The sequence below is a fragment of the Mesorhizobium japonicum MAFF 303099 genome, assembly GCF_000009625.1.
Lineage (GTDB): Bacteria > Pseudomonadota > Alphaproteobacteria > Rhizobiales > Rhizobiaceae > Mesorhizobium > Mesorhizobium japonicum.
This window is the reverse complement of sequence record NC_002678.2, coordinates 6,578,940-6,601,831: the sequence shown is the minus strand read 5'-3', so window position 1 is coordinate 6,601,831 and position 22,892 is coordinate 6,578,940. Positions and strand designations below refer to the sequence as shown.

34 protein-coding genes and 2 pseudogenes are annotated in these 22,892 nt (G+C 60.0%); 10 read left to right on the top strand and 26 right to left on the bottom strand.

Annotated features, from left to right (window positions below):
* Position 1 precedes the first annotated feature (1 nt).
* Together MAFF_RS32590 and MAFF_RS32585 are read right to left on the bottom strand one after the other, a co-directional pair.
* Positions 2-451, bottom strand: a complete 450-nt coding sequence (locus MAFF_RS32590) for an HK97 gp10 family phage protein (protein WP_244420671.1) — start codon at positions 449-451, stop codon at positions 2-4.
* On the bottom strand, positions 451-1,491 hold the full coding sequence (locus MAFF_RS32585) for a hypothetical protein (RefSeq protein ID WP_010915289.1): 1,041 nt from the start codon (positions 1,489-1,491) through the stop codon (positions 451-453). The genes MAFF_RS32590 and MAFF_RS32585 overlap by 1 nt, the downstream gene beginning before the upstream one ends.
* Positions 1,492-1,566: 75 nt before the next feature.
* Here MAFF_RS32585 and MAFF_RS32580 point away from each other — a divergent pair, with 75 nt between their 5' ends.
* Positions 1,567-2,046 (top strand): hypothetical protein, encoded by a 480-nt coding sequence (locus MAFF_RS32580; RefSeq protein ID WP_157866117.1) that lies wholly within the window; start codon positions 1,567-1,569, stop codon positions 2,044-2,046.
* Positions 2,047-2,051: 5 nt separating this feature from the next.
* On the opposite strand, the gene MAFF_RS32575 is transcribed toward MAFF_RS32580, so the two are convergent.
* The 6 genes from MAFF_RS32575 to MAFF_RS32550 are packed head-to-tail and all read right to left on the bottom strand — an operon-like array spanning position 2,052 to position 5,807.
* Complete coding sequence (locus tag MAFF_RS32575; protein WP_157866116.1) at positions 2,052-2,414, bottom strand: hypothetical protein; 363 nt, start codon at positions 2,412-2,414, stop codon at positions 2,052-2,054.
* A 1-nt stretch (position 2,415) separates the two neighbouring features.
* Positions 2,416-2,901 carry a DnaT-like ssDNA-binding protein gene (locus MAFF_RS32570; protein ID WP_010915287.1) on the bottom strand — a complete coding sequence of 162 codons (486 nt, stop codon included), beginning with the start codon at positions 2,899-2,901 and terminating at the stop codon, positions 2,416-2,418.
* 5 nt (positions 2,902-2,906) lie between these two features.
* Positions 2,907-3,242: a hypothetical protein gene (locus MAFF_RS32565; RefSeq protein WP_010915286.1), complete on the bottom strand. Its 336-nt coding sequence runs from the start codon at positions 3,240-3,242 to the stop codon at positions 2,907-2,909.
* Between the two features lie 7 nt (positions 3,243-3,249).
* Complete coding sequence (locus tag MAFF_RS32560; protein WP_032929657.1) at positions 3,250-4,203, bottom strand: DUF2184 domain-containing protein; 954 nt, start codon at positions 4,201-4,203, stop codon at positions 3,250-3,252.
* A gap of 14 nt (positions 4,204-4,217) precedes the next feature.
* Positions 4,218-4,655, bottom strand: coding sequence for a structural cement protein Gp24 (locus tag MAFF_RS32555; protein WP_010915284.1), 438 nt, complete (start codon positions 4,653-4,655; stop codon positions 4,218-4,220).
* A 3-nt stretch (positions 4,656-4,658) separates the two neighbouring features.
* Complete coding sequence (locus MAFF_RS32550; protein WP_010915283.1) at positions 4,659-5,807, bottom strand: DUF2213 domain-containing protein; 1,149 nt, start codon at positions 5,805-5,807, stop codon at positions 4,659-4,661.
* Positions 5,808-5,845: 38 nt separating this feature from the next.
* Here MAFF_RS32550 and MAFF_RS32545 point away from each other — a divergent pair, with 38 nt between their 5' ends.
* Positions 5,846-6,079 carry a hypothetical protein gene (locus tag MAFF_RS32545; RefSeq protein WP_157866115.1) on the top strand — a complete coding sequence of 78 codons (234 nt, stop codon included), beginning with the start codon at positions 5,846-5,848 and terminating at the stop codon, positions 6,077-6,079.
* Here the strand turns inward: MAFF_RS32545 and MAFF_RS32540 are convergent.
* From MAFF_RS32540 to MAFF_RS32530, 3 genes are read right to left on the bottom strand one after another with little or no spacing between them, the layout of a single operon-like run.
* Positions 6,076-7,446, bottom strand: a complete 1,371-nt coding sequence (locus tag MAFF_RS32540) for a DUF1073 domain-containing protein (protein ID WP_010915281.1) — start codon at positions 7,444-7,446, stop codon at positions 6,076-6,078. The genes MAFF_RS32545 and MAFF_RS32540 overlap by 4 nt on opposite strands.
* Before the next feature lie 8 nt (positions 7,447-7,454).
* Complete coding sequence (gene terL, locus MAFF_RS32535) at positions 7,455-8,843, bottom strand: phage terminase large subunit (RefSeq protein ID WP_010915280.1); 1,389 nt, start codon at positions 8,841-8,843, stop codon at positions 7,455-7,457.
* Complete coding sequence (locus tag MAFF_RS32530) at positions 8,830-9,294, bottom strand: DUF2280 domain-containing protein (protein ID WP_010915279.1); 465 nt, start codon at positions 9,292-9,294, stop codon at positions 8,830-8,832. Before MAFF_RS32530 ends, terL begins: the two co-directional genes overlap by 14 nt.
* 39 nt (positions 9,295-9,333) lie before the next feature.
* On the opposite strand from MAFF_RS32530, the gene MAFF_RS32525 reads away from it, so the two are divergent.
* From MAFF_RS32525 to MAFF_RS32515, 3 genes are all read left to right on the top strand, one after another.
* Positions 9,334-9,528 (top strand): hypothetical protein, encoded by a 195-nt coding sequence (locus MAFF_RS32525; protein ID WP_044550003.1) that lies wholly within the window; start codon positions 9,334-9,336, stop codon positions 9,526-9,528.
* Between the two features lie 107 nt (positions 9,529-9,635).
* Positions 9,636-9,866, top strand: coding sequence for an N-(5'-phosphoribosyl)anthranilate isomerase (locus tag MAFF_RS39520; RefSeq protein WP_157866114.1), 231 nt, complete (start codon positions 9,636-9,638; stop codon positions 9,864-9,866).
* Positions 9,867-9,978: 112 nt separating this feature from the next.
* Complete coding sequence (locus tag MAFF_RS32515; protein WP_010915278.1) at positions 9,979-10,650, top strand: DUF4145 domain-containing protein; 672 nt, start codon at positions 9,979-9,981, stop codon at positions 10,648-10,650.
* 234 nt (positions 10,651-10,884) lie between these two features.
* On the opposite strand, the gene MAFF_RS32510 is transcribed toward MAFF_RS32515, so the two are convergent.
* From MAFF_RS32510 to MAFF_RS32490, 5 genes are all read right to left on the bottom strand, one after another.
* A complete protein-coding gene (locus MAFF_RS32510) occupies positions 10,885-11,673 on the bottom strand; it encodes a hypothetical protein (RefSeq protein ID WP_044549996.1) in 789 nt (262 codons plus the stop codon).
* An 891-nt stretch (positions 11,674-12,564) separates the two neighbouring features.
* On the bottom strand, positions 12,565-13,209 hold the full coding sequence (nusG, locus tag MAFF_RS36735; RefSeq protein ID WP_048894820.1) for a transcription termination/antitermination protein NusG: 645 nt from the start codon (positions 13,207-13,209) through the stop codon (positions 12,565-12,567).
* Positions 13,206-13,694 carry a hypothetical protein gene (locus MAFF_RS32500; protein ID WP_157866113.1) on the bottom strand — a complete coding sequence of 163 codons (489 nt, stop codon included), beginning with the start codon at positions 13,692-13,694 and terminating at the stop codon, positions 13,206-13,208. The genes nusG and MAFF_RS32500 overlap by 4 nt, the downstream gene beginning before the upstream one ends.
* A gap of 139 nt (positions 13,695-13,833) precedes the next feature.
* A complete protein-coding gene (locus MAFF_RS36730) occupies positions 13,834-14,295 on the bottom strand; it encodes a YdaU family protein (RefSeq protein ID WP_048894819.1) in 462 nt (153 codons plus the stop codon).
* Between the two features lie 20 nt (positions 14,296-14,315).
* The gene (locus MAFF_RS32490) at positions 14,316-14,537 is read right to left on the bottom strand and encodes a hypothetical protein (RefSeq protein ID WP_044549994.1); all 222 of its coding nucleotides are present in this window, start codon (positions 14,535-14,537) and stop codon (positions 14,316-14,318) included.
* A gap of 80 nt (positions 14,538-14,617) precedes the next feature.
* Between MAFF_RS32490 and MAFF_RS32485 the strand changes: the two genes are divergently transcribed.
* Positions 14,618-15,610: an HNH endonuclease gene (locus tag MAFF_RS32485; RefSeq protein ID WP_157866112.1), complete on the top strand. Its 993-nt coding sequence runs from the start codon at positions 14,618-14,620 to the stop codon at positions 15,608-15,610.
* On the opposite strand, the gene MAFF_RS40945 is transcribed toward MAFF_RS32485, so the two are convergent.
* The 8 genes and pseudogenes from MAFF_RS40945 to MAFF_RS41540 all read right to left on the bottom strand — a co-directional run bounded on the left by MAFF_RS40945 (position 15,599) and on the right by MAFF_RS41540 (position 19,608).
* Positions 15,599-16,276, bottom strand: a complete 678-nt coding sequence (locus MAFF_RS40945) for a hypothetical protein (RefSeq protein ID WP_244420669.1) — start codon at positions 16,274-16,276, stop codon at positions 15,599-15,601. The genes MAFF_RS32485 and MAFF_RS40945 overlap by 12 nt on opposite strands.
* A 13-nt stretch (positions 16,277-16,289) precedes the next feature.
* A pseudogene (locus MAFF_RS41545) lies at positions 16,290-16,748 on the bottom strand (DNA cytosine methyltransferase); the annotation flags it as partial.
* Positions 16,749-16,750: 2 nt separating this feature from the next.
* Positions 16,751-16,972: a hypothetical protein gene (locus MAFF_RS32470; RefSeq protein WP_010915271.1), complete on the bottom strand. Its 222-nt coding sequence runs from the start codon at positions 16,970-16,972 to the stop codon at positions 16,751-16,753.
* Entirely contained in the window at positions 16,969-17,694 is a 726-nt protein-coding gene (locus tag MAFF_RS32465) for a hypothetical protein (RefSeq protein ID WP_010915270.1), read from the bottom strand. Before MAFF_RS32465 ends, MAFF_RS32470 begins: the two co-directional genes overlap by 4 nt.
* A 63-nt stretch (positions 17,695-17,757) precedes the next feature.
* Positions 17,758-18,195 (bottom strand): hypothetical protein, encoded by a 438-nt coding sequence (locus MAFF_RS32460; protein WP_010915269.1) that lies wholly within the window; start codon positions 18,193-18,195, stop codon positions 17,758-17,760.
* A 260-nt stretch (positions 18,196-18,455) separates the two neighbouring features.
* Positions 18,456-18,641, bottom strand: a complete 186-nt coding sequence (locus MAFF_RS32455) for a hypothetical protein (RefSeq protein WP_010915268.1) — start codon at positions 18,639-18,641, stop codon at positions 18,456-18,458.
* A 539-nt stretch (positions 18,642-19,180) separates the two neighbouring features.
* Positions 19,181-19,426 (bottom strand): annotated as a pseudogene (locus MAFF_RS40935) (DUF2312 domain-containing protein); the annotation flags it as partial.
* Complete coding sequence (locus MAFF_RS41540) at positions 19,423-19,608, bottom strand: helix-turn-helix domain-containing protein (RefSeq protein ID WP_038645840.1); 186 nt, start codon at positions 19,606-19,608, stop codon at positions 19,423-19,425. The pseudogene MAFF_RS40935 and the gene MAFF_RS41540, both read right to left, overlap by 4 nt.
* Before the next feature lie 71 nt (positions 19,609-19,679).
* Here MAFF_RS41540 and MAFF_RS32440 point away from each other — a divergent pair, with 71 nt between their 5' ends.
* Positions 19,680-20,054 carry a helix-turn-helix domain-containing protein gene (locus tag MAFF_RS32440; protein ID WP_010915266.1) on the top strand — a complete coding sequence of 125 codons (375 nt, stop codon included), beginning with the start codon at positions 19,680-19,682 and terminating at the stop codon, positions 20,052-20,054.
* Between the two features lie 137 nt (positions 20,055-20,191).
* Here the strand turns inward: MAFF_RS32440 and MAFF_RS32435 are convergent, their stop codons facing one another.
* Positions 20,192-20,440 carry a hypothetical protein gene (locus MAFF_RS32435; protein WP_244420667.1) on the bottom strand — a complete coding sequence of 83 codons (249 nt, stop codon included), beginning with the start codon at positions 20,438-20,440 and terminating at the stop codon, positions 20,192-20,194.
* 215 nt (positions 20,441-20,655) lie between these two features.
* Between MAFF_RS32435 and MAFF_RS32430 the strand changes: the two genes are divergently transcribed.
* Positions 20,656-21,465 carry a three-Cys-motif partner protein TcmP gene (locus MAFF_RS32430; protein ID WP_010915265.1) on the top strand — a complete coding sequence of 270 codons (810 nt, stop codon included), beginning with the start codon at positions 20,656-20,658 and terminating at the stop codon, positions 21,463-21,465.
* Here MAFF_RS32430 and MAFF_RS32425 read toward each other — a convergent pair.
* Positions 21,462-22,211 (bottom strand): DUF5131 family protein, encoded by a 750-nt coding sequence (locus tag MAFF_RS32425; protein ID WP_044549958.1) that lies wholly within the window; start codon positions 22,209-22,211, stop codon positions 21,462-21,464. The genes MAFF_RS32430 and MAFF_RS32425 overlap by 4 nt on opposite strands.
* 215 nt (positions 22,212-22,426) lie before the next feature.
* Here MAFF_RS32425 and MAFF_RS32420 point away from each other — a divergent pair, with 215 nt between their 5' ends.
* Together MAFF_RS32420 and MAFF_RS32415 are read left to right on the top strand one after the other, a co-directional pair.
* Entirely contained in the window at positions 22,427-22,645 is a 219-nt protein-coding gene (locus MAFF_RS32420) for a hypothetical protein (protein ID WP_010915263.1), read from the top strand.
* On the top strand, positions 22,645-22,851 hold the full coding sequence (locus tag MAFF_RS32415) for a hypothetical protein (RefSeq protein WP_010915262.1): 207 nt from the start codon (positions 22,645-22,647) through the stop codon (positions 22,849-22,851). The genes MAFF_RS32420 and MAFF_RS32415 overlap by 1 nt, the downstream gene beginning before the upstream one ends.
* The last annotated feature ends 41 nt before the right edge of the window (positions 22,852-22,892 follow it).

Genomic DNA, 22,892 nt, shown 5'->3' with positions numbered 1-22,892 from the left:
TTCAGAGCCCCAGTCGCGTCTTCACTTCGGCCGCCTTGGCCTCGACGATCATGACCCAGCGCTGCGCCACCATCGTCACCCAAGGCCGCGGCGTCGTGCCGTTGGCCCCGTAATGCACGAATGCCGCATAGTTGGCCGTGTAGCCGAGGTAGAGCGTATCGCCGAGATCGGCGCCATTTATCACCAGGATGACGTCGCCAAGGTCAGGCGGCACTGCTACGCCTGGGTTGTCCCGCGACAGCGTTGGCATTGCCGAGGTTGACGCCATCAAAGAGGCGCGGAGGAAGCCGGTTCGCTTGTAGCAGGACGCCTGCGGCTTGGCGTAAACTTCGTCGGCCAGCAGCTGGTCGAGTTGGGAAACAAGCTCTTGTGCCGATTCCTTAAACACAATCTCGACGGCGATCGGCACCGTCAGGCACCAAGCGCCGACCGTCGCGGCAAAGGAGGCCACTACCGCACCAACTGAGCTACGAAATCGATCTTGTATTCGGCGAAGCACTTGCATCCGAGCGTGTGCCTGGTCGGAACGCCAGGCGCATGCGGGTAAGGAATGGCCGTCCCGTCAGGCGCGGTAAACGACTGATCGAACGGCACTACCTGCCCCTGCATGGCGATATGCTGCATCCTGCCGTGCTCCTGCGGCGTATGCTTCCAGCCCTTGGTGATGTGCTGGGCCTGAAGGGTGCCCTTCTCGATCTGCTGGCGGAACGCGATGTCTTTCGAGGCGCCCAAGGCGGCGAAGGTCTCATGCAGACCGATGGTGTCGACCCTCAGTTTCAAAAGGCTGTCCGCATACCGCCCGGTGATCCTGTCGACCAATGCGGTAGGGATTGGTTTACCATCTCGGATCGCCGCTGTGATCGTGCGATCGAAACGTTTGTCGCGACGCTGCCGGTTCAGATAGGCCTTCAACTGGTCGGGCTCGCCAGTAAGCAGCTCTTGGCGGGCTCGGGCAATGTATTCGCTTTGCGCTGTGGTGAGCCCGATCAACCCGCCTTCGCGCTTACCAGTGACGGCGCTGACCTTGCCGATAACAGCCGTCGCGGTCTTCGTCGGATTCTCCCCGCGTGCCAGCCCTGTCTCCAAGGCAGCCCTGATCGCGGTCTGTTGGTCCTGGACGATGCCGGTGATCAGCTGGCTAGAATGCGTCTGTATCCATTGCTCTGCTGCTAGATTGCGCGCATCCCAGCGAACCACGATGCGATGGCCGGATGGGTCACGCAGGGTTGGCATGGCGTCGACAGTGGCGACGCCGCCGCCGTTGAATGCCGCCCTGATCGCTTCATCCAGTGGCCGGAAGGCTGCCGGGTCGAGGTTCATGGCATTGACCGCGCCGTTGATGTCGCCGCGCTCCAGGCGCTCGACAATTCGGCGCAGGACTATGTTCGAGGTTATATCGTCGATCGCCTCGATGAAGCCGGCGCGAACGGCTGGTTCGAACTGAGAGACAAGAATCTCGAAGCGCTGACGAGGCGTGAGGCGGACGAGCATTATACTTTCTCTCGACTCTAATGTAGCACCAGCTTAAAGTCTCTCTGCTCAAGGAATTGAGAATAGGAGGGGATCATGAGCATTCGAATTGTATGCGCATCTGTCTTTGCATCTATTTTTCTGTCCGCTTGCGGAACCTACACGACTGCGGAAGTCGCCGACCCGCCCACAATCTCAGTAGCCAGCGCTATGGGTCAAGTTGGCGATGGTCTAACTACACTAAATCGAAAGCTTGCCGGCCAAGACAAGTACGGACTTCTGGTCGACGAAGTATCTGTTCAGTTCAATGTAAGCGCCAAGGCCACCAGTGATGGCAAGATCGGAATTACAACTGCAAATATACCCTTGGCTGGCGGAACCATCGCTCCGAGCGCAAGCGCGGAGTCGGCAAACGAGAGCAATCGCGGCAACATAATCACAATCAAACTGAAGAACATCGCTACTGCCGACCTATCCAAAGGGGATCGATCCCTTATCGAACGCTGCGTGAAGGTGCCGACACCGCCTGGCTGCGGCAACATTTACAAAGTCATCGTACCCGCGCAGGTGAAGTAGGTGAATTAGGCGGCGCACCATGCCTTGTAGGCCACGACGACACCTGCCGGCGGAATAGACGTCAGGTTTGTGATGGCGCGGTCGGTGCCGTCGATGGCAAGGAAATCGCTCAGCTGCGGAACGACGGCCGGCACGGCGAACGTCACCATGTCGCCGGTCTCGACGATCAGGATGCCGTCCTCATAGCGCTGGTGTATGCGCTTCACGACGGCATTGAGCGGCCAAATCTGCACAGTCGGCTCGACTGGCATCCACGGCTGTTCGGGATCGACCACGCCAGGCGTCTCGCGCTTCAACTTGACGACGCCCTGGTTGAACTCGGTCAGCAGGTCGGTGGCGACACCGGCCATCTCGTCGTAAAAACCCACGTCACACCACCATAATGGCCGGCAGGCCATAGACAGGCCCGATCAACGGGGCGAGTAAGCCTTCGATAATGGTCGAGACAGGAGCATTCGGCGCGAAAATGTTGCCATTGTCCCCGGGCTCGAAAAATTCGCGCTCGATGACGTCGACCTTCTGGCGCTTCACACGTTGCGCCGGGTCGAATGAGATCGACAGCGAGCCCGGCTTTTTCAATTCGACGTAGGCGGCCTCGTAGCTGGCCTGCTCAACCCTCGTGGGGATCAGGTCAGATGCAAGCGCGGCACCATAGGCGGTTGCGCCTGTCCTGGGCCAAGCTCGCTCTTGATCAATTCCACCGGTCGGCTGGCCCGTAAACCGCAGCCCATAAGTCCCGTCGATATAGGCGCTGCCCCGCTGCCTGAGCGCTGCAAACGGGGCATCCGCCGCATAGGTATACCCGGCCGCGTCCCAATACGCCTTGAGGGCGTTATCCGATCCGTAGCCGGCCATGGTCGTTACTCCGGCTTCGTTGCCAGATCTTCGAGAGCCGCGACGATCTCGGCCTTCTTCTCAGGTGTCTTGTCGCCGAGCAGCTTGGAAGCCGCCGACTTGAACGCCATGAAGTTGCCGTCGGCCAGAGCGAGGACTTCGGCCGCCGTCTTTGCATCGCCAGGCTCATGGGGCTTGTCGGCCTTCGATCCTTCGATGCTGAACCATCCGGTCTCCTTCGCGCCCTTCAGCTCGACCGCCGAAACCTCTGCCTCGATAAATCCGCCGACAGGGATAATCCGCAGACCTTCCACGGTGTGAATCCCGCGCGGACCTTGAGAGGCGTTTGTGATCTTCATCATCGCCTCCTTAGATCCCGTCGAGATAGCGCACGGCCTTCGGCCGGCGAATGTCGACGCCGCCGACGCGGAAGATGCCAGGCACATCGAACTTGATCGGCCCGGTCTGCCAGGCTGGCAGGAAGCGGAACGGCATCGGGACGTGCATTTTCAGCACCTCCGGCGAACGCCGATACGCAACCATACGCTTGGAAGAACCGGTGCCTGCCGTTTCGAGGTAGCCGAACAGGCCTCGAACCGTGAGCGGCGCACCGGTCGTCAAGGTGTAGACGTTCTTCTGCATCACCCATTCGAGTATCGTGGTCTGGTTCACCGTGTCGATGCGGCGCTGGGAAAGGTCCAGCATGATCGAGTACGGCAGTAGGATCGTGTCGGCGAGCTCGTTGCCGAGCGTGTCCGTGGCGATGCCGGTGATCTGTGTATTGACGTCACGCAGCACCTGGTCCGCCGTCTTCGATGCGAAGGTGCGGGCCGAACCCGTACCGTCCGCCGGCGCCTGAGTTGCGGTCGGGGTCGAGGAATTGACCAGACCCGAGAAGCCTTTGGCGGCATCGCCGATAAAGGCAGTACTGTCGATCCTTTCCTCGGCGGCGCGCCGCGCAGTCGTGGCCTTGTCGGGATTCAGGTTCATGCCAAGCAACTGAGCGGTGCCGAGTTCCTCGAGATTGTAGCCGTAGCCGATCGCCGCCATAGAAACGGTGGTCTCGAACTTCTCGCGGGTCAGTTCGACCTTGGGCACGTCGTGCGCGTTGCCGTTGAACCACTGTGCCTGACCGACCGAATCCATCGAGAAGTAGGTGACGGACTGGATCCACTCCGGCGCCGAAGTGTCGACCGGGATCAGGTTGGCATACTGGATGTCCTGATACCGCATCGCGTAGACCGTCGGCTCGATCAACGAGGCCTGACGGATAAGGAAGCTCATCGCGACTTGCTGAGCGTCCTGCATGATGTGTGCGTTCATTGTGGCCGCTCCTGTTAGCCGAGGCGCAGCGCAGCGAGGCCGGCACCGGCGGTGCTGGTATCCCACTGAGCGTTGGCGATGAGGGTGTTGCCGGACGCGGAGTTCGTGAGAACGCCGGTTGCCGGGACGTAGTAGACGGGATCGCCGACGGCGACCGCGACCGAAGCCTGGACGACGATGACGCCCTTTTTCATGATTGCCGCCGTGGCGTACTGCTCGTACTTGCCGGTCGGCTGGGTGCTGTCGAGCACTGCGATGCCGCAGAACTTGACGGTGGCTTCGCTGTCCACGACCTGGTTGTCAGCCGTGCCTTGGACCGCGACCTTGCCGAAGCCAATCCCTTCCGCGTCCTCGCAAAGGCGGGACACGATGTCGGACGGCTCCATGTTGAGGACCATGCCCTCGATCCAGCGCGCATGCTGGGCGCTGTAGTTGGTCTGAATGGCCGGCATGGATTAGGCCTCCTTCTTCATCATCCAGGCCGACGACATGTCGCGGACCATGGCGTTGTGGGCTGCAGCGGCCCCGTTGGTGTTGTCCGCCGTCTGCAGTCCGTTCTGGACGACCTGACGAAAAGGATCGGCACCGCCGGACTTCTTCGCCGCGTCCTCGACCAGGATGTCGAAGCGGGCATCGATATAGGCGTCGGCCTTGTCCCTGACGGCAGCATCGCCGAGCGCGGCGGTGACTGCGGCCTTGCGGATTGCGCTGTCGGACAGACCATCGGTCTTGACGTCCTTGGCGATCGCCTTGGCCTTGGTGATCAGGTCGGCGCGGGCCGCGACACGCTTGTCGAGGTCGGCATCCGAAAGCACCTTGGCATTGGCCGCGTCGCGTTCGGCGTGGGCCTTCGCCAGATCGGCATCCTTGGCGGCGAGTGCGGCCTGATACCTCGTCTGAGCATCGACCAGCTTTGCCGCCGAGGATTCGAGATCCTTGAGCAGCTTGGAAATGGCCTGGGCGCCCTGATCGGTGGTGGTCACCGACAGTCCGTCCACGACCACAGTGCGAAGTGCATCACTCATGGTGATGGTCTCCTTGTCAGTGGTTGAAATCGGGGCGGCGCCCCACGGTCCCCCATCGTCACCGATGCGAGCTTTTGAACCGGCCCGAGCTCGATCGACGAGCGCCAGGTGGTTGATTCTGATGCCGCGCTGCTGCGCGTCGTAGGGCTCGCCGTCGGCCGTAACGCCGGGCGTGAAATCCAGATCGCAGGTGTAGCCGGCGGACAGTTCCCGCTTGCCATCCATCACCGACTTGATCGCGGCCGCGTCCTTCAGGATCAGCGGAAGCATCACCCACTGGCCGTCCTGCTTGGCGGCGGTGCTGACTTCACCAACCGAGAGAGCTTTCCAGTTCTCGGCGGACACCTCTTCGTCGGGATGGTCGACCGTGATCGGGGCATGGGAGAAGGATTGCAGGCTCTCGGTCGAAAACACCTGATCGGCGGCCCGATAGACCCGAACGACTTCCTGATCCGGCTTGCCGACCTCATGGCCGGCGTAAAGCTGGATACCGGTGCGGACAGCCCTTGCCGTCGCTACCAGGTAGCCGTCGGCGGTCCGGCGCGTTCCCGCGACAGTTACAGCGTCGGTAAATTGCATTATGATGATCGCTCTATATTGCCGCCGTGGAGTGGCTTATGCCCGCCGACCGGACTGTCACGCTCGATGTATCAAGAGCAGGCAGACAACTGATCTTCAAAGTGACTGTATTCGACCCAGACAGCGGAGAAACGACCGAGTCCGGTTGGATCGTCGCCAAGGACCTTGATCGAACTGACGCTGCCATGGACGAGGCCCAAGCCTTTGCGTCAGCGTGGTGCCGGCAACGCGGGATTGAAACGTATGACCTATGGGATCATCGCGTCTATTAAAGCCCTGCGTTCTGACTGGCGGCGGCCGCTGCAGCCGCAATTTCTTCCTGGCTCGGCTCCTGCTCAGCTAGCGTGCCGAACGCATCGATAGCAGCCTCCAATCCAGGCAGGGAGCCATCTTCGACGAAGGCGTTGACCAGGGCCTCGGAGAGAGCATCGATCGGGATCAGCGGCGATTGACCGTTGCCGCCGGCAAGAGTTCGGCCAGCGTCGGCCTTGGTTTTGAAGACGTCGGCCTTTTCCTTCTCCGACATGCCCCAGAGCGGCGCCCATTCATAATAGACGTCGGAAGGTCGAGAGCCGAGAGCAGAGCGGATCAACGCCTCATCCAAGCGGTGCATGGCCGGCGTCATCTCGACTTCCTGCATGGCGCTGAGGCGGTCGTAATAGTTGCGAAGATCGGATTCGCCCGTCGAGTTCATTCCGGCAGGGGCTTGGCCAAGAAGCCGTGTTGCCGGGATATCGGCAGCGCCCGAGACGATCTGCAGAAAGCGATCGAGCACATCAGGCAGCGTGGCGAATGACGCCGACTTCTGCTCGTATTCCTCTTCCTTGTCGAGGAGCAACGTGCCGTTGATGCCCTTGGCGGTGTTGGCCAAGGTGTACCTCTCCAGGATCTTGGCCTTGTAGTCCTCGCTGGCCAGGCTCGCCATGAAGTTCGGCACCTTGATGATGTCGATCTTCGCTTCGAAGACGAGGGACGCGATATTCGCCGCGGTGCCGTCGGCCTGTTTGACCGCGTTGATGACAGACTGGAGCACACTATCGCCCCAAAAGGTCTCAGCGCTCAGCGTCAAGTCGTCATCTGGTTGGGCGTTGCCCTGAAAGATGACCAGTCGCGATGGGTGAATTTCGACCTGAGCATTGCCGGCAGAAGTCAGGCTGAACGTTTTCGGCAAGCCATAGTATTCGCTGTCGACATTGCGCTCTATTTCGCCAGCACGAAGGACGCGCCGGGTTAGCACCGTGGCGTATTTCAAGCCACCTTTGCCGATCCGCTCGATGTTCAAGGGCTCGGCAAGGTTTGCCTCTCCGGTTCCGATGTGGATTGCGGCACCGCCCCAGAGTCGCGCCTTGACCTTGGCTTCAAATATCTTGCCCCGAACGTTGAGCCGCTTTTCCTCGGCCTCGATAGGCTCGATCTTGTCTCCCTTGGCCTGCCAGTCGCGCCAAGCGCGGACAGAATCGAATGCCGGGATGTCGACGATCTTCCTCGGCAACCATGCGGTACGATAGGCCGCCATCAGTTCGGCATCCGACAGAGGCGTGAAAGCGTAATAGCTCGACGCCGCCTTGTCCCTGCCCGTCCCCATGCGGGATACGAGATTGGTCAGGCTGTCCCTGGCGAGCGAAATGATGTTGCCCATGCCGGCTCCTAGATATTGGCCAAGGTATAGGTGCTGGCATCGATCAGGGCATTGAATGCCCGGCTTGTGCTGTCGGCGTCATCGTCGTGCGCTGCTTCAGGGAAGCCTTCGAGCGCGGAGAACCATGCTTCGTTCCAAGGCGCGCGGAGAACCATCACATTGCCGGCTTCAGCCTGCGCAGAGAACGGGCTGAACCGCGTAACCTTGTCGCCGGATTCTGGCGTTGCCCTGGCATCGAACCCGATGAGCAGTTTCACCAAGTTCGCCACCTGCGACTTACCCGCCTGCCCGGGGTCTTGAGGAAGCGAGATTTTCGCATTCCTGCCGTCGGCCTCGGCCGTGTTCTTGATCAGGCGCTCGACGCCGGCAGGAGAAAGAAAGTCCTTGACGTGGTGTCCGACGATGTAACGCCCGTCGGGTAGCTTTCCGATCTTCGTCCCTGCCGTGCCGTCAGGATCGTTGCCTTCGACCTTCGGCGTTGAGGCCAAGTCCCAACCACGCATCCATGTGACGCCGGCGGGCACTGCGTCCACCACTTCGCACCAGCCACGCTGGAAGAGCAGGCCAGCAGCCGGCCGGATTTTCCAGTTCCCGCCGAGAAGGCGCTCCCGCTCTACTGTCGGCTGCGCCATCAGGTTGGCGAGGTAGCCGGGGTCAGCGGCCATCAGCAAAGCATTGTCGCTCAGCTTCGCCGGGATGAACGTCACCGACTTTGGCGGAATCGGCTCGCCGTCGATCGGATTTACGTGATGAGCAAGCTCCTCTCGGCTGCTCGCCCAGATGATCGTGTCGCCGATGCGAATGAACCAGCGGATGACGCCGGCGCGCTCGGGAATAGCAAATCCAGTTTCCTGGTCGATCCACCAAGAGATGAATTCGGCAACCCAGCTATCAGCATCAGGGTTGCAGGTCGCTCGAACGTAGGGCCGCACGCCGCACATGGAGCGATTGCGGCTGAGCATGTACCAGAACTGCTTGGCCGAGAAATGCGTCAGCTCGTCGAAGCAGATGAGCGGGATCTGCGCGCCCTGCCAGTTGTAGATCGTCTTTTCGTGCTCGAGGTGCGCGAACGAGACGGTGGCACCGGCCGGGAACGTCCAACTTAGATCGGGCGCCGATCGTGGCTGCGCGTTCAGGCCCGGATAGAGCTTTTCGCTTTCATCCCACAGGCCGCCTTCATTCCTCACCTGCGTAAGGTTGCGACGGAAGAACACCGCTCCGAAGCCCGGATTGGCGACATGCCGAAGCGGCTCCATGAGCAATGCCCACGTCTTGCCGCCACCGGCCGCGCCGCCGTAGATCGCGATATCGGCCGGCGAGGCCAAAAAGGTCGTTTGCGGCCCCGCCTGTGGACGAACTATGGTTGGACCGCCCTGCCCGTGTTCAACTCCTGCCATTGTCGGGCAACTGGAAGATTGTGACCGGAGAAACTGGCACCGGCAGGTCCTTCCCGTCCTTTCCCGTCAACTCTCGGCGGTTCGTGTAGGCGTTGCCCACTTCCTCAGCGGCCTGCTTATGCAGCTGTGCGGCCAAGCTCATGTTGCCCATGTTCTCGGCCTTGTCGGCCATGCGCTGAAGGGCGCGAAGACGGACGGCGCGGTGACTGATGCCTATCGAAGCCGTGTCCTCGAGGAAGGCCTTGCGAGTTTCCTCGAACAGGGTGCGCCACCTTGGCGCCAGGCCGCCGGCCGCCTTTTTGCTCGGGTCGTGGCTTTCCACCAGCTGGCGACTGACCTCTATGCCCAATTCCCTTTTGACCGAGGCCGCGACAGTCGACGGACTGTCGAAACACGCCAGGGCTTGAACGATGTAGGTCTTAACCTCATCGGACAGTTTCGCTTTGGCCATTGCTGTGTCAAAGTCCAGTCAAATAGGGGGGAATCGACAATGGCATTCTGTAAATTTGTCCGAGAATTCGACGGCACCACCGTTTTCATCAACCCTGCACATGTTGTTGCGGTGCTGAAGACTGACGATGGGACACGGATCGTGACCGATGCTGGCGGCAAAGACGGCGCCCACGGGTACACCGTCAATGAATCAGTGCAGCAGGTCGTCATGCTATTGGAACAGGGAGCCTAGGCCGGCTCTAGCCTTCATGTGCGGCAAGCCTGTTCAAAGGGACGCTCCTTGTCGGTCGGAGCCATCTATTTTACCTTGGTGAATACAGGGAATTGGGGAGACGATTAATGGGACGAGCACCGAGAGGGCTCCGTGGCGCGCCTTGGATTCAGCAGGTCTTTCAATCTCGCCAAGCCACGTCTGGCGGTGTGGTCCGCCGCAAGATTGACAGCGTCAATCATTTTGCATCGCATGCACTGTTGGAAGCTGAGGTTCGCCGGCGCGGATTTCATATGGTGGTCACCGCAGATCAGTATCTGATCTTCTGCCACCAGGGGCATTTTCAATTTATCTGCTGAAGTCCTGCCGCGAAATGATGGCAGCCATGTTGAGGCAATCCATTTAAGTCTCAAGTGGCTTCCCGCGCTGTCATCCGTTGGCGGTTTGGTCAACACATTCTTGAGGGGCAACATGACTACTTTTGAAGTGAAGGACACAGCGCATGTCGCGTTTAAAATCATCAATCTGCGCTGCCCTCATTGCCATCACGCGGCATCGTTCTCCGGCTTCGACGGCTGCAGCGACCTACGCTACAATGTCCAAGCGAAACGGCACCCGAGCGGTGCTACAACCAATACTTTCGATATAGCCGGCATGCGAAGATGCCCCAACACGACATGTAGAAAGCTCGTCTTCGTAATGGAAGACAAATACGGCGAGATCGAAAGCTTCCCGCCAGAGGTCATCGATTTCGACGCAAGCAATCTTCCGTCAGATATATTATCCAGCTTAGAGGAGGCGATTCGCTGTCACGCCGCCAATTGCTACAGAGCGTCCGCCCTGATGGTCCGCAGAACGCTGGAAGAACTTTGTGACAACAAGAGCGCAACCGGGAAGGATCTCAAGACCCGCCTTGCCGCTCTAGGGACAGTTGCTGTTATCCCGAGCGAACTTCTTTCCGCAGCCGACGAGCTTCGAATCCTTGGCAATGACGCTGCCCATATTGAAGCAAAAGACTACGACTCGATTGGCAAAGAAGAGTCTGAAATCGCCATCGAACTGGCGAAAGAGCTTCTGAAGGCCGTTTACCAATACACTTCGCTGGTCGCCAGACTGACTGCCTTGAAAAAACCGAAACAATAGGCGCATTCAATCTATGCGGGGAGTGGTGAAACTCTCCCCTATGGCCCGGCGAGTATTCCCTCCGACGGAGGTCCGCTACAGAACAGCCAAATCACCTGAGCACAAATGATAAATCACCTGTGCGCCAGAATGCAAGCGATGTTCTTGATGCGTTCCAAAGCCTATCCTACGGAAAATCGAAATCCCCGCGATAGGCGGCGTTACGGACTTGTGATCGCCACGGTCAGTAGCAGCCTACTTCGGTTGAACAAAAACGTCGTCCGGAAAGGTCGTGTAGTCCACGATCAGTCGAACGTTTTTCACATCCGACACACACACGGTGTTGTCTTCTGCGGTCAACTGCTTGGTGGATGTAAAGGGTGACCCGAGGGTGAAACCGAAACCAGGATTCCCACCAATTGGCATACCCGTATCGGCTTGCCATCGGAAGGCTTCTGTCACGTCCCACTCGCCGCGGCGAATCTGGGTCGTTCCCGGCTTGGTGTTGAACGGCATCAAACCTTTGGGCCCTCCCCGGTTCTGCCAATCGATATTGGGGACACGGACCGTGACACACCCTGTAGGCTTGTCGACCGCCGCACCGCTCCCGCCCTGCCAACAATTACTGTAGGGCGAGCCAACAAACACTGTGCAGGCCGCGAACGGAGCCTCGTCATATGTCAGGACGACCCGATCAAGTCGTTTGCTGGGGATTTGCCTGTATGGCCCTGTATCGAATCCCACCGTGTGCTCGACGATGAACGACATGCAAGGGTCGCTGCCCCATTCCCCTTGACCGAATCCCACTTTCCCCTGAATGGGTCCTGGGAACGCGTTATACTTAACGCAGGTAACCCCATGGCCCGTAAAAGTGCCGATGACTGGCGTATCATGAAAAAGTCGGTCCTGCCACGAATCCCACGCCGAGTTTGGGGTAAGCGTGAGCGTATGGTGCTCCTCAGCCGGGGCAGCGAGCGCTTGGTGAGTGGTCACGCCGAACCCGCAAACTGCCACGACTAAGAGGTACTGTCTGATCTGCTCCATTGCTTCCTGCTCCGCTCGCGAAAATCTTTCTGCTTGGGTAGAAGTGCAAGGGGATCCCTATGGAGTTCCTGGTCCTCCCCCGCCAGTTGTGCCAGCTGGGAGCACCTCTCCGGTAGCTCCCGGGATTTGGCTAATCGGGATTGTTCCCGTTCGAGCCGGCATTAGCGCATAATTTTTTTGGTCGCCGCCTATGCCGCACCATACCCAGCCCTTTCCCCCGGGCACTGCGTCCCCTTCGACATGGCACCAATGGTCCTTCCGCTTGACCAGGAGGGTGACGGTGCTGTTGGCCCGCAAGTTCTTCTTGCGAGGCTTCCCTTCGCCGCCCGGATGGTCGTACACGTCCACGTCGAGCGGAACTACGACCATTTCCGCCGCAGTACTGATCGCGGGTAAGCTTACGATGTGTAGCGTTGCCACTGCTGCGCCGCACACAAGACCCCAAAGCAATCGGCTCTTCATTCAAGGATACTCCCTTGCACCGGATTAGGGTAATATGGACCTGACAAGAGTCTGTCTCAGTCCGCACTGCGACCTAATCTAAGTAGCAGGCTGTTAAAAAACTGTTTTGCTTAAGGAACGTATCAGAATCAAACCGAGAACGCTGCCGATCTCTCGGGCCTTTGGCGCAATATTTTCCGATGCTGACTGCTCCCCCGACGGGGTTCGGCTCTTCGCCTGATTGCCTCCCTCTGGCGCAGGGCTCTGTACATGTGGCGCGTAGTTGCCGTCGTCCAGATCGATACACGCGGCAAAGGCGTCGTGGCCGCCGTTCCGGGGTATATTGAATCCGACGTCGTGAGCCGTCAAATGCGCTTTCACCTTGGAGAGCCCACGAAGGGTCGACCAGGTATTAACGCGGTACGCGCCAGCCACCCCTGCCGCAGAAGCTCAGGCCGCACGGGACGGATAGGGCTCGATATCGTCGGCATCGAATTCAGCCGCTACCAGGCGCCCGAACAGTTCAATCATGCTCTTGACGGTGCCGCGACCTGTGACGCTGACCACCTCGCCGTGGAAGCCGGCGAGCATGTGCTTGTGTTGCCAGTCCTGTTTGACGCGGATGGCTTGGCCCTCGGGGAACGTCATAGCGATCGTCTCGCGCCTGGTCTTGCCTTCGAGCTTACGCTTGATCCTCGATTCCTTGGTGTCGTCGAACTCGAGATCGGCTTCGGCGCGCATGTAGCTCTCGACCGCGCCTGTCGGAACCTGCCAAGGCTTGCCGAACTCGCCGTCATAGCTGAGCAGCCGGCCGAGCCCGTCGCAGTCCTTGAGGTATTCGCCGTTGGCCGACGGCAATGCAACGAAGATATACCCGGTGAACAGCGGAAAGCGCCGCACGATGCGCACGTTCGTCCGGTGGTGGATGATCTCTTTGCGCATGCGCGGGTAGTAGCACTCAAAGCCAGCGTCGCGGATCGACCGTTCGGCAACGATCTCACCCTTCCTCTCCTCCGGCGTTCCAATGCGATCCTTGGCCGCCTTCGCGCCACCCATGCCGATCCTGGCGATGAACCATTTTGCCGAATTGCTCATGACCGACCTTTCACGATTTTGGTTTGCTCAAGCTTTGAGATTTCCTGACGAGGCCGCTTGAGCGCGTCGATGCGCTTTTGCTCGGCTACGTTCAGCCCGAGGTGTGGCAAGGCCTGACGTTTCAACGCGCCGGCGGTGACCGCTTCGGCCAACGCGGCTACCCGGCTGCGCACTCCAGGATCCTGCCGTTCCATCTCGACCAGGTGGCGCTTGTGATCGTCGGTCGCGCGCTCGATCAGTTTCGAGGCTTCAGTGCGCAGCGCGGCACGCTCGGACAGGAACGGCATCATGATTGCCCTCGCCCGCTTGGCGAACTCGGCGCATGTCGGCATGAACTGCCCGGTGTGATTGTCGACGCGGCCAGCAAGAAAGTCGCTGGCTGCTTCGCAGATTGCCCATGCCGGCAGGTCGCGGCATGCGGCGAGGAATTCCCCTGCCATGTCGGCGTGGTCGATATCGGGCTGGTCGCGGAACTGTCCGGCCATGCGGACCACCGAGGCGCGAACGTCCTGCGGCTGGCACGGAACCATCAGCCCGTCAATCTCGGCAACGCGGGCTCTGATCGCCCTGGCACGGTCGCGGTACTTTTCCGGCAGCTTGTCGAAATCATCTTTGGCCACGAGGTCATGCATCGGCGAAAGCCTCCTCGATTTTCTGTTTGCGGGATTTTTTCGGCGCGCCTGCGCGCTCTGAAAAACCGATAGGTTTTTCTTTGATGGTTATGGAAGGATGGCATTGCCCGAGCATCGCTTGAGCATCATCCTTTTTCTTGTCTTTCCAACGGCTTGCGGCGGCATTGCTCGCTTTCGCCTTTCTATCGACCGCCAATCGCCTCTCTTTCTTGAGGCGTTTTTGCGCCCATCTTTTGCTCCGACCATCAAGGCTCCAGAAGGCCATGACAATGGCTTTCATCTTCCGCCAGCGGGCGAGCGACACTCCGGCGATGCGCGCCAGCATGTCATCGTCGTCGGGCAAGGAATTGGTCGGCGATGCCCAGGCGGCCATGAGCAGGAGCAGATAGGCGCCATGCTCCTCCGTGGTGAGGTGGCGAGTGTCGCGCTGGTAGTCGTCGACCCAGAGCGGCATGTATGGGAGGCGCCTGTTACTCACGCCCGCCTCCGGTCAGCACGGGCGCCGTCCTTGGCCATCTGCAGGGTGCGGTAAACGGCATCCTCGCGACATTGCAGCGCGTTGGCGATGTCAGTGGTGTCGAACTGGCCCGAGCTCCACAGGATGATGGTAGCAAGCGCCTGTTCGTCGCGGAGGTAGGCATCGCCGGCGTGACCGTCGTCAAAGACGCCATGGCAGTGTGGACAACAGGTCTTCATCTGGCCGTGACCTGCAACTTTCCTTGACCGGGCCACCTGTCCATGAAGAATGAGACATCGGGGCTGGTAAGGGGGTGGCAGTGGAAGAATTGACGAGATCTGCGGTCGAGGCGGCAATTCACGAGTACGACGCGAAGGGCCGAAAAGCCTTCCTGGAAGAATATGGCTTCAAGGGAGCCCGCGACTATTTCTTGATGGTCGGCGGGATTAACTACGATAGCAAAGCGATCGTCGCGGTGGCGCACAAATTCCTGACTACAGGCCGCCCACTCACGCACGACGAGTTGACCGGTGGCAAGAATGATGCCGCCAAGAAGTTGGTCAGCCTTGGCTTTCAAGTCACCACTCCGGGCGAGAATCCCGACTGGACTTGGGACGAGCATGTGCTCGCTCTCGACCTCTACTTCCGTTTGAAAGGGAGCGCATTCGCTAAGAATGATCCCAGGATCGTCGCATTGTCGGGGATCCTTCAGGCTCGTGGAAATGCAACCGGCGTGGCAGCGACTGCAAAGTTTCGAAACGTCAACGGCGTCTACATGAAGCTGATGAATTTCAGGCGGCTTGATCCGGATGCCCAGGCCGCAGGTCGTGTTGGGTTGACACGAGGTAGCCGTGGCGAGGTCGAAGTGTGGAGGCGTTACTTCGACGATAGGAGCGCCCTCGAAACTGCCGTTCGCGTCATTCAGTCCGGCAGCCGTGGCGATACCTTCTCTGCCAATCTGGACACCGACGACGAAGGTTCGGCCGAGGGCTCTGTTGTTCTCCGAGCACACAAGACCCGAGAGCGGGACGCTACGCTCGCAAGCAAAAAGAAAGCAGCAGTGTTGGCCGCACTTGGTGAGCTGGCTTGCGAAGTGTGCGACATGACTTTTCAGAAGCACTATGGCGATCACGGGAAGGGCTTCATTGAGGTCCACCATATCGACCCGATAGCTCTGTCTGAGGAAGGAAGACGAACTACCCTTGCCCAACTCGCTTGTGTTTGCAGCAATTGCCACAAGATGTTGCATCGTGGTGGTCTTCGCGAAATTTCCTGGCTTAGGCAGCAATTGAACTCTCCATCACGCGAATAAGGACAGCTGCGCCGGCGGAGCCTTGGCCGGCGAGGCGAGTTGCGAGAGTGCGCAGCGCATATGCCGCTTCCAGACTGACAACGCCGTTGCCGAGCATTCTGAGGCGGTCCACCCGGGCGGCCACCCCATCAGCCATTCGACGAACAGCGGGTTCAAGCTGCGGCGCTCTACCAAGCACGTTTCGCCAGGCTTCGATGTCGGTTGGCCCAGGTGGGAAAAGGCCTGGCCTGTCAGCGTGGGTGTCGGCTTTGACTTGTCGCCGCGATCGTATTGATACTGGCCCGACTCGCTCGATCGCGGCGTGCGCCATTGCAGTGTCTGCGCCGCCAATGGCATTCCGCCCGCCCCGAACGCCTGTTTCGGCCCACCCTTCTCGCCATCTGAGGCCCTTGGAGTGCTCCAGGTCTTGGCCGCCTCCGGCAAGCTGATATTGCCGCCGGCGAACGTCTTCGGTGCCTTCTGGCCGTCGAGCGCGGCCGGCGTCGGCCACAACTTCGCCGCCATTGCCAGCGGCAGGCCCATGCCGTTGCCGTTTTTGCCCTTGGATTTTTCGAGCGCTTGCCGCGACAACCAGGTCGCCGGCAGTTCGCCATCGTTCGAGACAAAGGCGTCCGGCGTCGGCCACGCCGAGCAGGAAGAAGCGTTCGCGCTCATGGCTCGCGCCAACTTCCTTCGCCGTGAACAGTCCACCCTCAACCTCAAAGCCCAGTCTGCGAAGGTCTCGCCATACGCGCTCCGCGCCGCCGCTGGAGAGCATGCCGCCGACGTTTTCGATGAGGACGAACCAGCAGCCGGACTGGACGATGATGCGCCGTGCCGTCGACCACAGGTCGCGCTCATCGCCCTCGCCGAGCCGCTTGCCGGCAAGGGAATGCGGCTGGCACGGGATGCCGCCAACGAGGCCGTCAACGCAGCCACGCCATGCGCGGCCGTCGAAGGTTCTGGCATCGCTCCAAATAGGCGCTGGATGAAGTAGACCCTGTTCCATCGCTGAAACCAGGTGCGCGACGGCGAAGGCTTCCCTCTCCACCATGCAGACTGTTCGAGCGCTCGGAATTGCCAGCTCGACGCCGAGATCGAGGCCCGCCCCTCCTGTGCAGAGGCTGAGGATGTCGATGTGTTCGGGACATAGAGCCACATTCACCCGGCCACCCTCGTCTTGGTGACCTCAACGGCGCGCTCGTAGTCCTCGGCGATGGTGCCGAGCACGAGGAGTTCGGTTCGCTTCTGGTCGATCTCGTGATCAGGCCGCTTGGCCTTCCCAAATGCGAACCGAGAAAGCCAATCCTGCTTTCCGGCGATGAGTGCGCGCACCGTCGAAAGCTTGACGTCGTAGGTGATGGGCTGGCCGGCGGAGATCATGCCGCCTCCGCAATGAACTCGGCCTTGCGAGCGGTCAGCCTGATTTCGTGGTAGGCGCAGTATGAGCGCGACGGCATAGCGAGATGGCCGCAACACAGCATGTCGGGACCGGGCCGCTCCTCGAGGTCATAGCTGAGCGGAGCCCGGCAGCGGGCCGGAAGGCAGTCAACGAACCGCATCGCCGCGAAGTGCGGCTGCGACGCCAAAGCACGCACAGCCGGCCGCGTGAGATAATCGAATGCGCTCGGATCACGATCGATGTCTGCCGTTGCCGCGATAAACAGCCTGCCGGGCAGTTGGCCAGGCGCCGCCTTCTTCTTGTCGCTCGGCCTGCCCTTCTTGCCTCTAAAGCCGATCTCGTTGAGTTCGGGGGTGCGCCGGATCAGGCTTTTCACCCCAAAACGAGAGATGATCCGCCCGCTCTTAAGGGCAAGCCGCTGGGCAATCTGGACGTAGTTTCTCTTCGCCTTCAGGCAGTCGGCGACCAGCTTGATTTCCTCGGGCGTGTAAGTGCTGCTCCCTTCGGATGCAGGCGATGATTTGGCGCGGCCGAAACCGATTGCAGCGAGCTTGGCGTTGCGGTGAACGATGCCGATGATGGCATTGCGTGAGACCGCACGGCCCCGCATGGTTGACAGCTTGGCGGCGGCTTTCGACGCGGAATCCCCTGCCCTTAGCCAGCCGGCAATGCTGTCGATTTCAGATTGGGTATAGCCGCTCACTTCGGCCTCGCGGCAAAGTACCGGGAGCAATGCTGGAACGCTGGCATTGCAAACTCCTTCGGATCATTCCGCAGCCTCCAGGATCTCGGAAAGCTGCCGTGAGATTTCAGCCAGCCTGGCGCGCTCGATGATCGGCGCGGCCCACTGGCGGGTTGATGGAACTGCTTCGGCAAGGAAGGCCGGGCCGAAGGCGGAAATCATCGCCGCAAGATGCTCGCCCGATGGTCGTGTGTGGCCGCTGAGCCATTTCTCTGCCGTCGACATTGTGGCGCCGACGACGCTGGCGAGATGTGCCGCTGTCGACGTCGGAAACGCTCGCCGCGCGAACCGGCAAAAGCCGTCCATGTCGAGCCGCAAAGTTTTGTGGTCGAAGGTCGAAGACATTCTGTGGTGCCCCATGCTGGATTGAAGTCCAGCCAGCCGGGGCGTCGACATCGGGTCGACTTCGCGGAAGAGCAGAGAGCCCGCCTGGTGGCGGCTCCAAAGAGGATCGAACAACATGGAAAGGCCCCACAGACACGATACAAACAGTGAGTTCGAGACGATTGGTCAGGCCGCGCGTAGGCTCCTGGAAGAACTGGACGCGCGGGTAGCAACGAGGGGGGCGAACGATAATCATGCCGCCTCCCTCGCGGTGGCGATGAGGCGGCGCAACTCCGCCTCAGCCTTGGAACGAGTGGCTCCGGTGGCAAACGCCCCGGTTTCAGGATCGCGAGCGGTCCAGGTGCCGTCACAGGTGCAAGTGATGACGAATGACGCGCTCATGACCGCACCGCGTCGATAACCGTCTGAACGATGCCCCAGCACCAAACAAAGGGGATCGTGACAGGCCAGAACAAGGCGAGCGCGACGGTGCCAATCGACAGCCGTCCGCCGCCGATCTCGTGGCTGTACTGGACCGCCAGCAATGAACCTGCAGCGTAGAGATAGATGGCAAGGCAGGTCATGCTACCCTCCCCCGCTGCCGTGCGATGGCGGCGTCGTTGGCGCACTTTGCGCAGGAGGCTTGGCTATGCGACCAGCGGCACGATTGCGGTTTCTGGCAATCGGGATTTGGCGCAGGCGACGGTGCCTTCTTGAGGAATGCCGGAACGTCGGCATCGGAAATGGTGACGGCTTGCTCGGAATGGCCCCGTACAGGCCCTTCCTGACCAATGACGGCCTTCTGCGGACCGTCATTTTTTGCGCGAGCAGCTTCCGAGCTTGGTTTGCTGGGCTGGCCGTCAGCAGCCCCCGAAGTGGCGTGGTCAGGTATCTCGGAATTGGCGCCCGACACGGAGGGAGGAGGTTCCGTGCCGGGCTGGTCCGTCTGCTCCGGGGAGGAGGTCGGAGCGGACGAATTCTCTTCGAAAATCTCGCCGGTTTCGGCGTCGTGCGGAACGTCGGTGGCCAGCTTGGCCGTCTTCGCGCTGGAAGCCTTGTCCGCGCGGGTTTTTGTGACCGTCGCCTTGGGCTCCTCGTGCACGTGCACGCGAGAGGCGCCTGTAAGAGCCTCCCAGTACAAGTCGAAAATCGCGTTGCGCTCTTCGCGCTCGGCGCTGTCCAGCTTGCGAGCTGCGACGCACTGCCGAACCGCCTTGACGTCAAAACCGACGCCGCGCAGTTCCTTGTAGATTTCGGACTTGTCGGCGTTCAGCGTTTTGATTTCTTCCTCGACGCGCTCAATACGTTCGACGAAGGCGCGGAGCTGGCCGGCGGCAATTGTCTGGCTGGTTTCCGTGATGTCGATCATGCTGCGCGCTCCGAAGCATTTGCAGCTAGCGACTGGAGAAGCTTCCGCGCCGGCCCACGCGGCGGCATGCCGTTCTCCCAATTGGAGACAGTGCTTTGGTCGACGCCTACAGCGTCGCCGAGTTGCGCTTGCGTAAGACCGAGCTTGGCGCGGATTGCTCGCACGTCGATTGACTTTTCCATACTCAGATTATGGAAAACTCATAGAGCAATGTCAATGAGTTTCTCATAACTATTTCTGGCAAACTCAGAACATGGAATTGCACGAGCGATTAGTGGCCGCGAGGAAGCAGGCCGGGTATGAGACTGCCGTCGAGGGCGCCGAAGCCGTCGGAGTGCCGTACGGGACCTATTCTGGCCACGAAAACGGCAGTTCCGGATTCAGGGCCGACAAGGGCGAGATCTACGCCAAGAAATACAAAGTCCGGTTCGAGTGGCTAATGCGCGGCACTGGACCTATGGTCGACCTGGCTTCGAAGTATCGCGAGCTGCTCACGACTTTCGATAGCCTCCCTCCCGATCTGCAAGCGAACTACGCCGAGATTCTGCGCAATCTTGCAAAGCCTTTCCAACAGCCAGAGCCTGATCAAGTACAGCCTCCGGCAAAAGCAAAATCAGCTTCAAAGTAGCGTCTCGATCTACGATCTGACGCATCTCCCAGAGCGATATGGTGTCTGCCAACCCGCGCAACCGGGTGAGCGTTTCTTCATTCGTGGCTTTGCGCCTCGCCTCTACCTTGATCATCGCCCCACCTGTTCGACGCCGGTTAAGCTCGTTCCATCTCGCGAACTTCATCCGGAACTGCGCCGAACGCCTCAATAAGCTTGGCGTCCTCCCACTGGCCGGTGTTCGGATCCCCTTCCCGCTGGAACGCGACCACCAGCGCCTTCCGGACAGCTAAGCGCTTCGCTAGGCTTCTGGCGTGGCTGGTGCTGTTGGCTTGGATTGGGCTATCGGCCTGCAGAAGGTCACGCTTACCTGCGATGAAAGACTGAACGACGTACATTGCACTCATGGTCGCTTCCCTGGCGCTCGTTGTTAACGGAGATAGGAAAGACTTCCTATGAGGCAGAGTCAATCGCCGGTCGTGGTGTCTGCTTGGCGAGGCTCCTGACAAGTACCTTCAGGAGTGGTCCGCGATTTGCCAAATTCGATTGCTTGTGACTTGACGGACAAAACGGCGTAGATCGTTGCGGCGCAGGGCTTGGGAGGGGCGATTTGGGGAAATTGGTGGACGGCGACGATGGTATGCAGGTTGAAGACGTTGGGGCATGGTCGAAGGATAAGATTGCTCTCCTCTGCAAATATGTCTCGATCTCGCGCGGCGTAAGGGCAAAGTGGATCGGCCCTGGGAAAGCAGGCGCTACCTACATCGACCTGTTTTGTGGGCCTGGCCGCTCTAAGATTCGCCGCACGGGTGAGTTCATCGAAGGAGGTTGCGTCGCAGCTTGGAATGAAAGCCTTCGATCAAACGCGCCTTTCAGTTCCGTTTTCATCGCCGATTCTGACGCCTCTCGGCTTGATCTGGCCACCGAGAGGCTGACGCGACTCAAGGCGCCAGTAATGGCTTTCCATGGGGAGGCGGAAGATACTGCCAAGACGATACGGGCAAAGCTCGACCCCTATGGCCTGCACTTCGCCTTCGTCGATCCCTATAACCTCGCTGCGTTTGACTTCTCAGTGGTCGAGACCCTCTCGAAACGGAAGCGCATCGACATGATGGTCCACATCAGCAAGATGGATCTGCAGCGAAACACCGGACTGAATGTTCGAGCGCAAAAATCTGCTTTCGACAAGTTCGTCCCTGGTTGGCGGTCGGAGGTCGATGTCAACCAGCCGTTTACGAACGTTCGAAGAGCCGTTTTTGATCTCTGGAAAACAAAGGTGGTCAGGCTCGGCATGGCAGCATCGACCGATATGAAGTTGATTACGGGGAGTCGCGGCCAGCACCTCTATTGGTTGACGCTCGCCGCTCGGCACGAACTAGCGCTTGCCTTCTGGAAAGCCGCTACCGACAACGGCCAAGGCCAGTTGTTCTAGATCGCCGCTGGCATCTCGTCATAGGTACGGCCATTCAATGTCCGGCCTGTCGCTTTCTTGTTGCGGCCGCCCCACTGCTTGAAGAAGAACGCCGTACCGCTTCGCCGGCACATGGCTTCGATCTCGTCTACCCAGCGCGGATCCATATCGCGGGCGCCCGGCCCCGATTCACCGCCGACGATCGCCCAATTGATGTCCGTTAGGTTGGCACCGGCGACAGAACCGATCAGCGGCTCGAGCGAAACGAAGCGTATTGATGCAGGCACGCGGCGCAAATCGTCGAGGCGACTGAGCACGCGGCTATCCTCCACGCTGGTCCCAAGCCAGACATTTGACAAAACAGGAAATTCGCCGCGCGTCAGGACGCTCGCCATGACCTCAGGTCGCTTGGTCAGTATCTGGTAGGTGTGCCGCGGCGTCTCCTCCATCACGGTCCATACCTGGCGGATGAAGTCGGCCGGTACATCAACGTGAAATAGGTCCGACATGGAATTGACGAAGACCCGACGCGGCTTCGACCAGGTGGCTGGGATGGCCAGAGACTTTGGATCCGTCACAACCTTGCCGGTCCATTTTGCGCGGCCGCCGGTTTTGCGTGTTAGGCCCTGGTATTTCTCCGTGCCCATTGCTTCGAGACGTGCGGCCATGCGCATCGCATAGCAGTTCGTGCAGCCTGCGGTCAGGATCGTGCAGCCCGCCACCGGGTTCCACGTAGCATCGGTCCACTCGATTGAAGTCTCGGCCATCGCAGAATTATCCCTTTCGTTGGTGTTTAAAGTGTGAAGCTGGTGTGAGGCTCCCGCCAACTTCCCAATGCCGGTTCTAGACACCCGGTCAGCCATTTCAGTGATTCGCACGACCAAACGACCGCGTCAAAATGTTTATGACTTTCCCATAATTCTTCTTGACGCGGTTATGAGTTTTCCATAATCTCCTCATTAACACCAGATGAGGAACGGCAATGAACGCCCACCTTCGCCAAGCCATCGCCGAAAGCGCGGACTTCCGCATCGTCACCAAGATTTTCGGCGGCCTTCTCGGCCCCGAGTACACAGTCGCTGCCGGCGGCCGTTATTACCGCGTAGGTCAGCTGACCCTTGACCAGTTGAAGCGCGGCATTCCTGCCGAAGACCTCGACCTGCTCGAAGTCGATCTGGCCACAGACGGGGAGCGCGACTGATGCTCTCGCCGTTCTTCTCCGACCGCGCCCTGCGCGCCATCGAGGGCAAGCAGCCCTTGGATCAACTGGACCTGCTTCGCGAGTACGTCGAACAGGCCGAGCGCGACAAGCAGGCCGGCTATGGCCCGCCCGAGGATGACATCAACATCGTCCGCCGCCGGTTCATCCGGATTGCCAGCGAAATCTATCGTGGGAGGGCGTCGTGACTATCGATGTCTCTCGGGGGCTTAGGATTGAGGCTGAAGCC

Excerpts from the sequence above, each read along its gene's own strand:
- MAFF_RS32585 (WP_010915289.1), bottom strand. The coding sequence starts at position 1,491 with ATGCTCGTCCGCCTCACGCCTCGTCAGCGCTTCGAGATTCTTGTCTCT.
- MAFF_RS32580 (WP_157866117.1), top strand. The coding sequence starts at position 1,567 with ATGAGCATTCGAATTGTATGCGCATCTGTCTTTGCATCTATTTTTCTG.
- MAFF_RS32570 (WP_010915287.1), bottom strand. The coding sequence starts at position 2,901 with ATGGCCGGCTACGGATCGGATAACGCCCTCAAGGCGTATTGGGACGCG.
- MAFF_RS32565 (WP_010915286.1), bottom strand. The coding sequence starts at position 3,242 with ATGATGAAGATCACAAACGCCTCTCAAGGTCCGCGCGGGATTCACACC.
- MAFF_RS32560 (WP_032929657.1), bottom strand. The coding sequence starts at position 4,203 with ATGAACGCACACATCATGCAGGACGCTCAGCAAGTCGCGATGAGCTTC.
- MAFF_RS32555 (WP_010915284.1), bottom strand. The coding sequence starts at position 4,655 with ATGCCGGCCATTCAGACCAACTACAGCGCCCAGCATGCGCGCTGGATC.
- MAFF_RS32550 (WP_010915283.1), bottom strand. The coding sequence starts at position 5,807 with ATGCAATTTACCGACGCTGTAACTGTCGCGGGAACGCGCCGGACCGCC.
- MAFF_RS32545 (WP_157866115.1), top strand. The coding sequence starts at position 5,846 with ATGCCCGCCGACCGGACTGTCACGCTCGATGTATCAAGAGCAGGCAGA.
- MAFF_RS32540 (WP_010915281.1), bottom strand. The coding sequence starts at position 7,446 with ATGGGCAACATCATTTCGCTCGCCAGGGACAGCCTGACCAATCTCGTA.
- terL (WP_010915280.1), bottom strand. The coding sequence starts at position 8,843 with ATGGCAGGAGTTGAACACGGGCAGGGCGGTCCAACCATAGTTCGTCCA.
- MAFF_RS32530 (WP_010915279.1), bottom strand. The coding sequence starts at position 9,294 with ATGGCCAAAGCGAAACTGTCCGATGAGGTTAAGACCTACATCGTTCAA.
- MAFF_RS32525 (WP_044550003.1), top strand. The coding sequence starts at position 9,334 with ATGGCATTCTGTAAATTTGTCCGAGAATTCGACGGCACCACCGTTTTC.
- MAFF_RS39520 (WP_157866114.1), top strand. The coding sequence starts at position 9,636 with ATGGGACGAGCACCGAGAGGGCTCCGTGGCGCGCCTTGGATTCAGCAG.
- MAFF_RS32515 (WP_010915278.1), top strand. The coding sequence starts at position 9,979 with ATGACTACTTTTGAAGTGAAGGACACAGCGCATGTCGCGTTTAAAATC.
- MAFF_RS32510 (WP_044549996.1), bottom strand. The coding sequence starts at position 11,673 with ATGGAGCAGATCAGACAGTACCTCTTAGTCGTGGCAGTTTGCGGGTTC.
- nusG (WP_048894820.1), bottom strand. The coding sequence starts at position 13,209 with ATGAGCAATTCGGCAAAATGGTTCATCGCCAGGATCGGCATGGGTGGC.
- MAFF_RS32500 (WP_157866113.1), bottom strand. The coding sequence starts at position 13,694 with ATGGCCGGACAGTTCCGCGACCAGCCCGATATCGACCACGCCGACATG.
- MAFF_RS36730 (WP_048894819.1), bottom strand. The coding sequence starts at position 14,295 with ATGCCGCTCTGGGTCGACGACTACCAGCGCGACACTCGCCACCTCACC.
- MAFF_RS32490 (WP_044549994.1), bottom strand. The coding sequence starts at position 14,537 with ATGAAGACCTGTTGTCCACACTGCCATGGCGTCTTTGACGACGGTCAC.
- MAFF_RS32470 (WP_010915271.1), bottom strand. The coding sequence starts at position 16,972 with ATGATCTCCGCCGGCCAGCCCATCACCTACGACGTCAAGCTTTCGACG.
- MAFF_RS32460 (WP_010915269.1), bottom strand. The coding sequence starts at position 18,195 with ATGTTGTTCGATCCTCTTTGGAGCCGCCACCAGGCGGGCTCTCTGCTC.
- MAFF_RS32455 (WP_010915268.1), bottom strand. The coding sequence starts at position 18,641 with ATGACCTGCCTTGCCATCTATCTCTACGCTGCAGGTTCATTGCTGGCG.
- MAFF_RS41540 (WP_038645840.1), bottom strand. The coding sequence starts at position 19,608 with ATGGAAAAGTCAATCGACGTGCGAGCAATCCGCGCCAAGCTCGGTCTT.
- MAFF_RS32440 (WP_010915266.1), top strand. The coding sequence starts at position 19,680 with ATGGAATTGCACGAGCGATTAGTGGCCGCGAGGAAGCAGGCCGGGTAT.
- MAFF_RS32435 (WP_244420667.1), bottom strand. The coding sequence starts at position 20,440 with ATGAGTGCAATGTACGTCGTTCAGTCTTTCATCGCAGGTAAGCGTGAC.
- MAFF_RS32425 (WP_044549958.1), bottom strand. The coding sequence starts at position 22,211 with ATGGCCGAGACTTCAATCGAGTGGACCGATGCTACGTGGAACCCGGTG.
- MAFF_RS32420 (WP_010915263.1), top strand. The coding sequence starts at position 22,427 with ATGAACGCCCACCTTCGCCAAGCCATCGCCGAAAGCGCGGACTTCCGC.
- MAFF_RS32415 (WP_010915262.1), top strand. The coding sequence starts at position 22,645 with ATGCTCTCGCCGTTCTTCTCCGACCGCGCCCTGCGCGCCATCGAGGGC.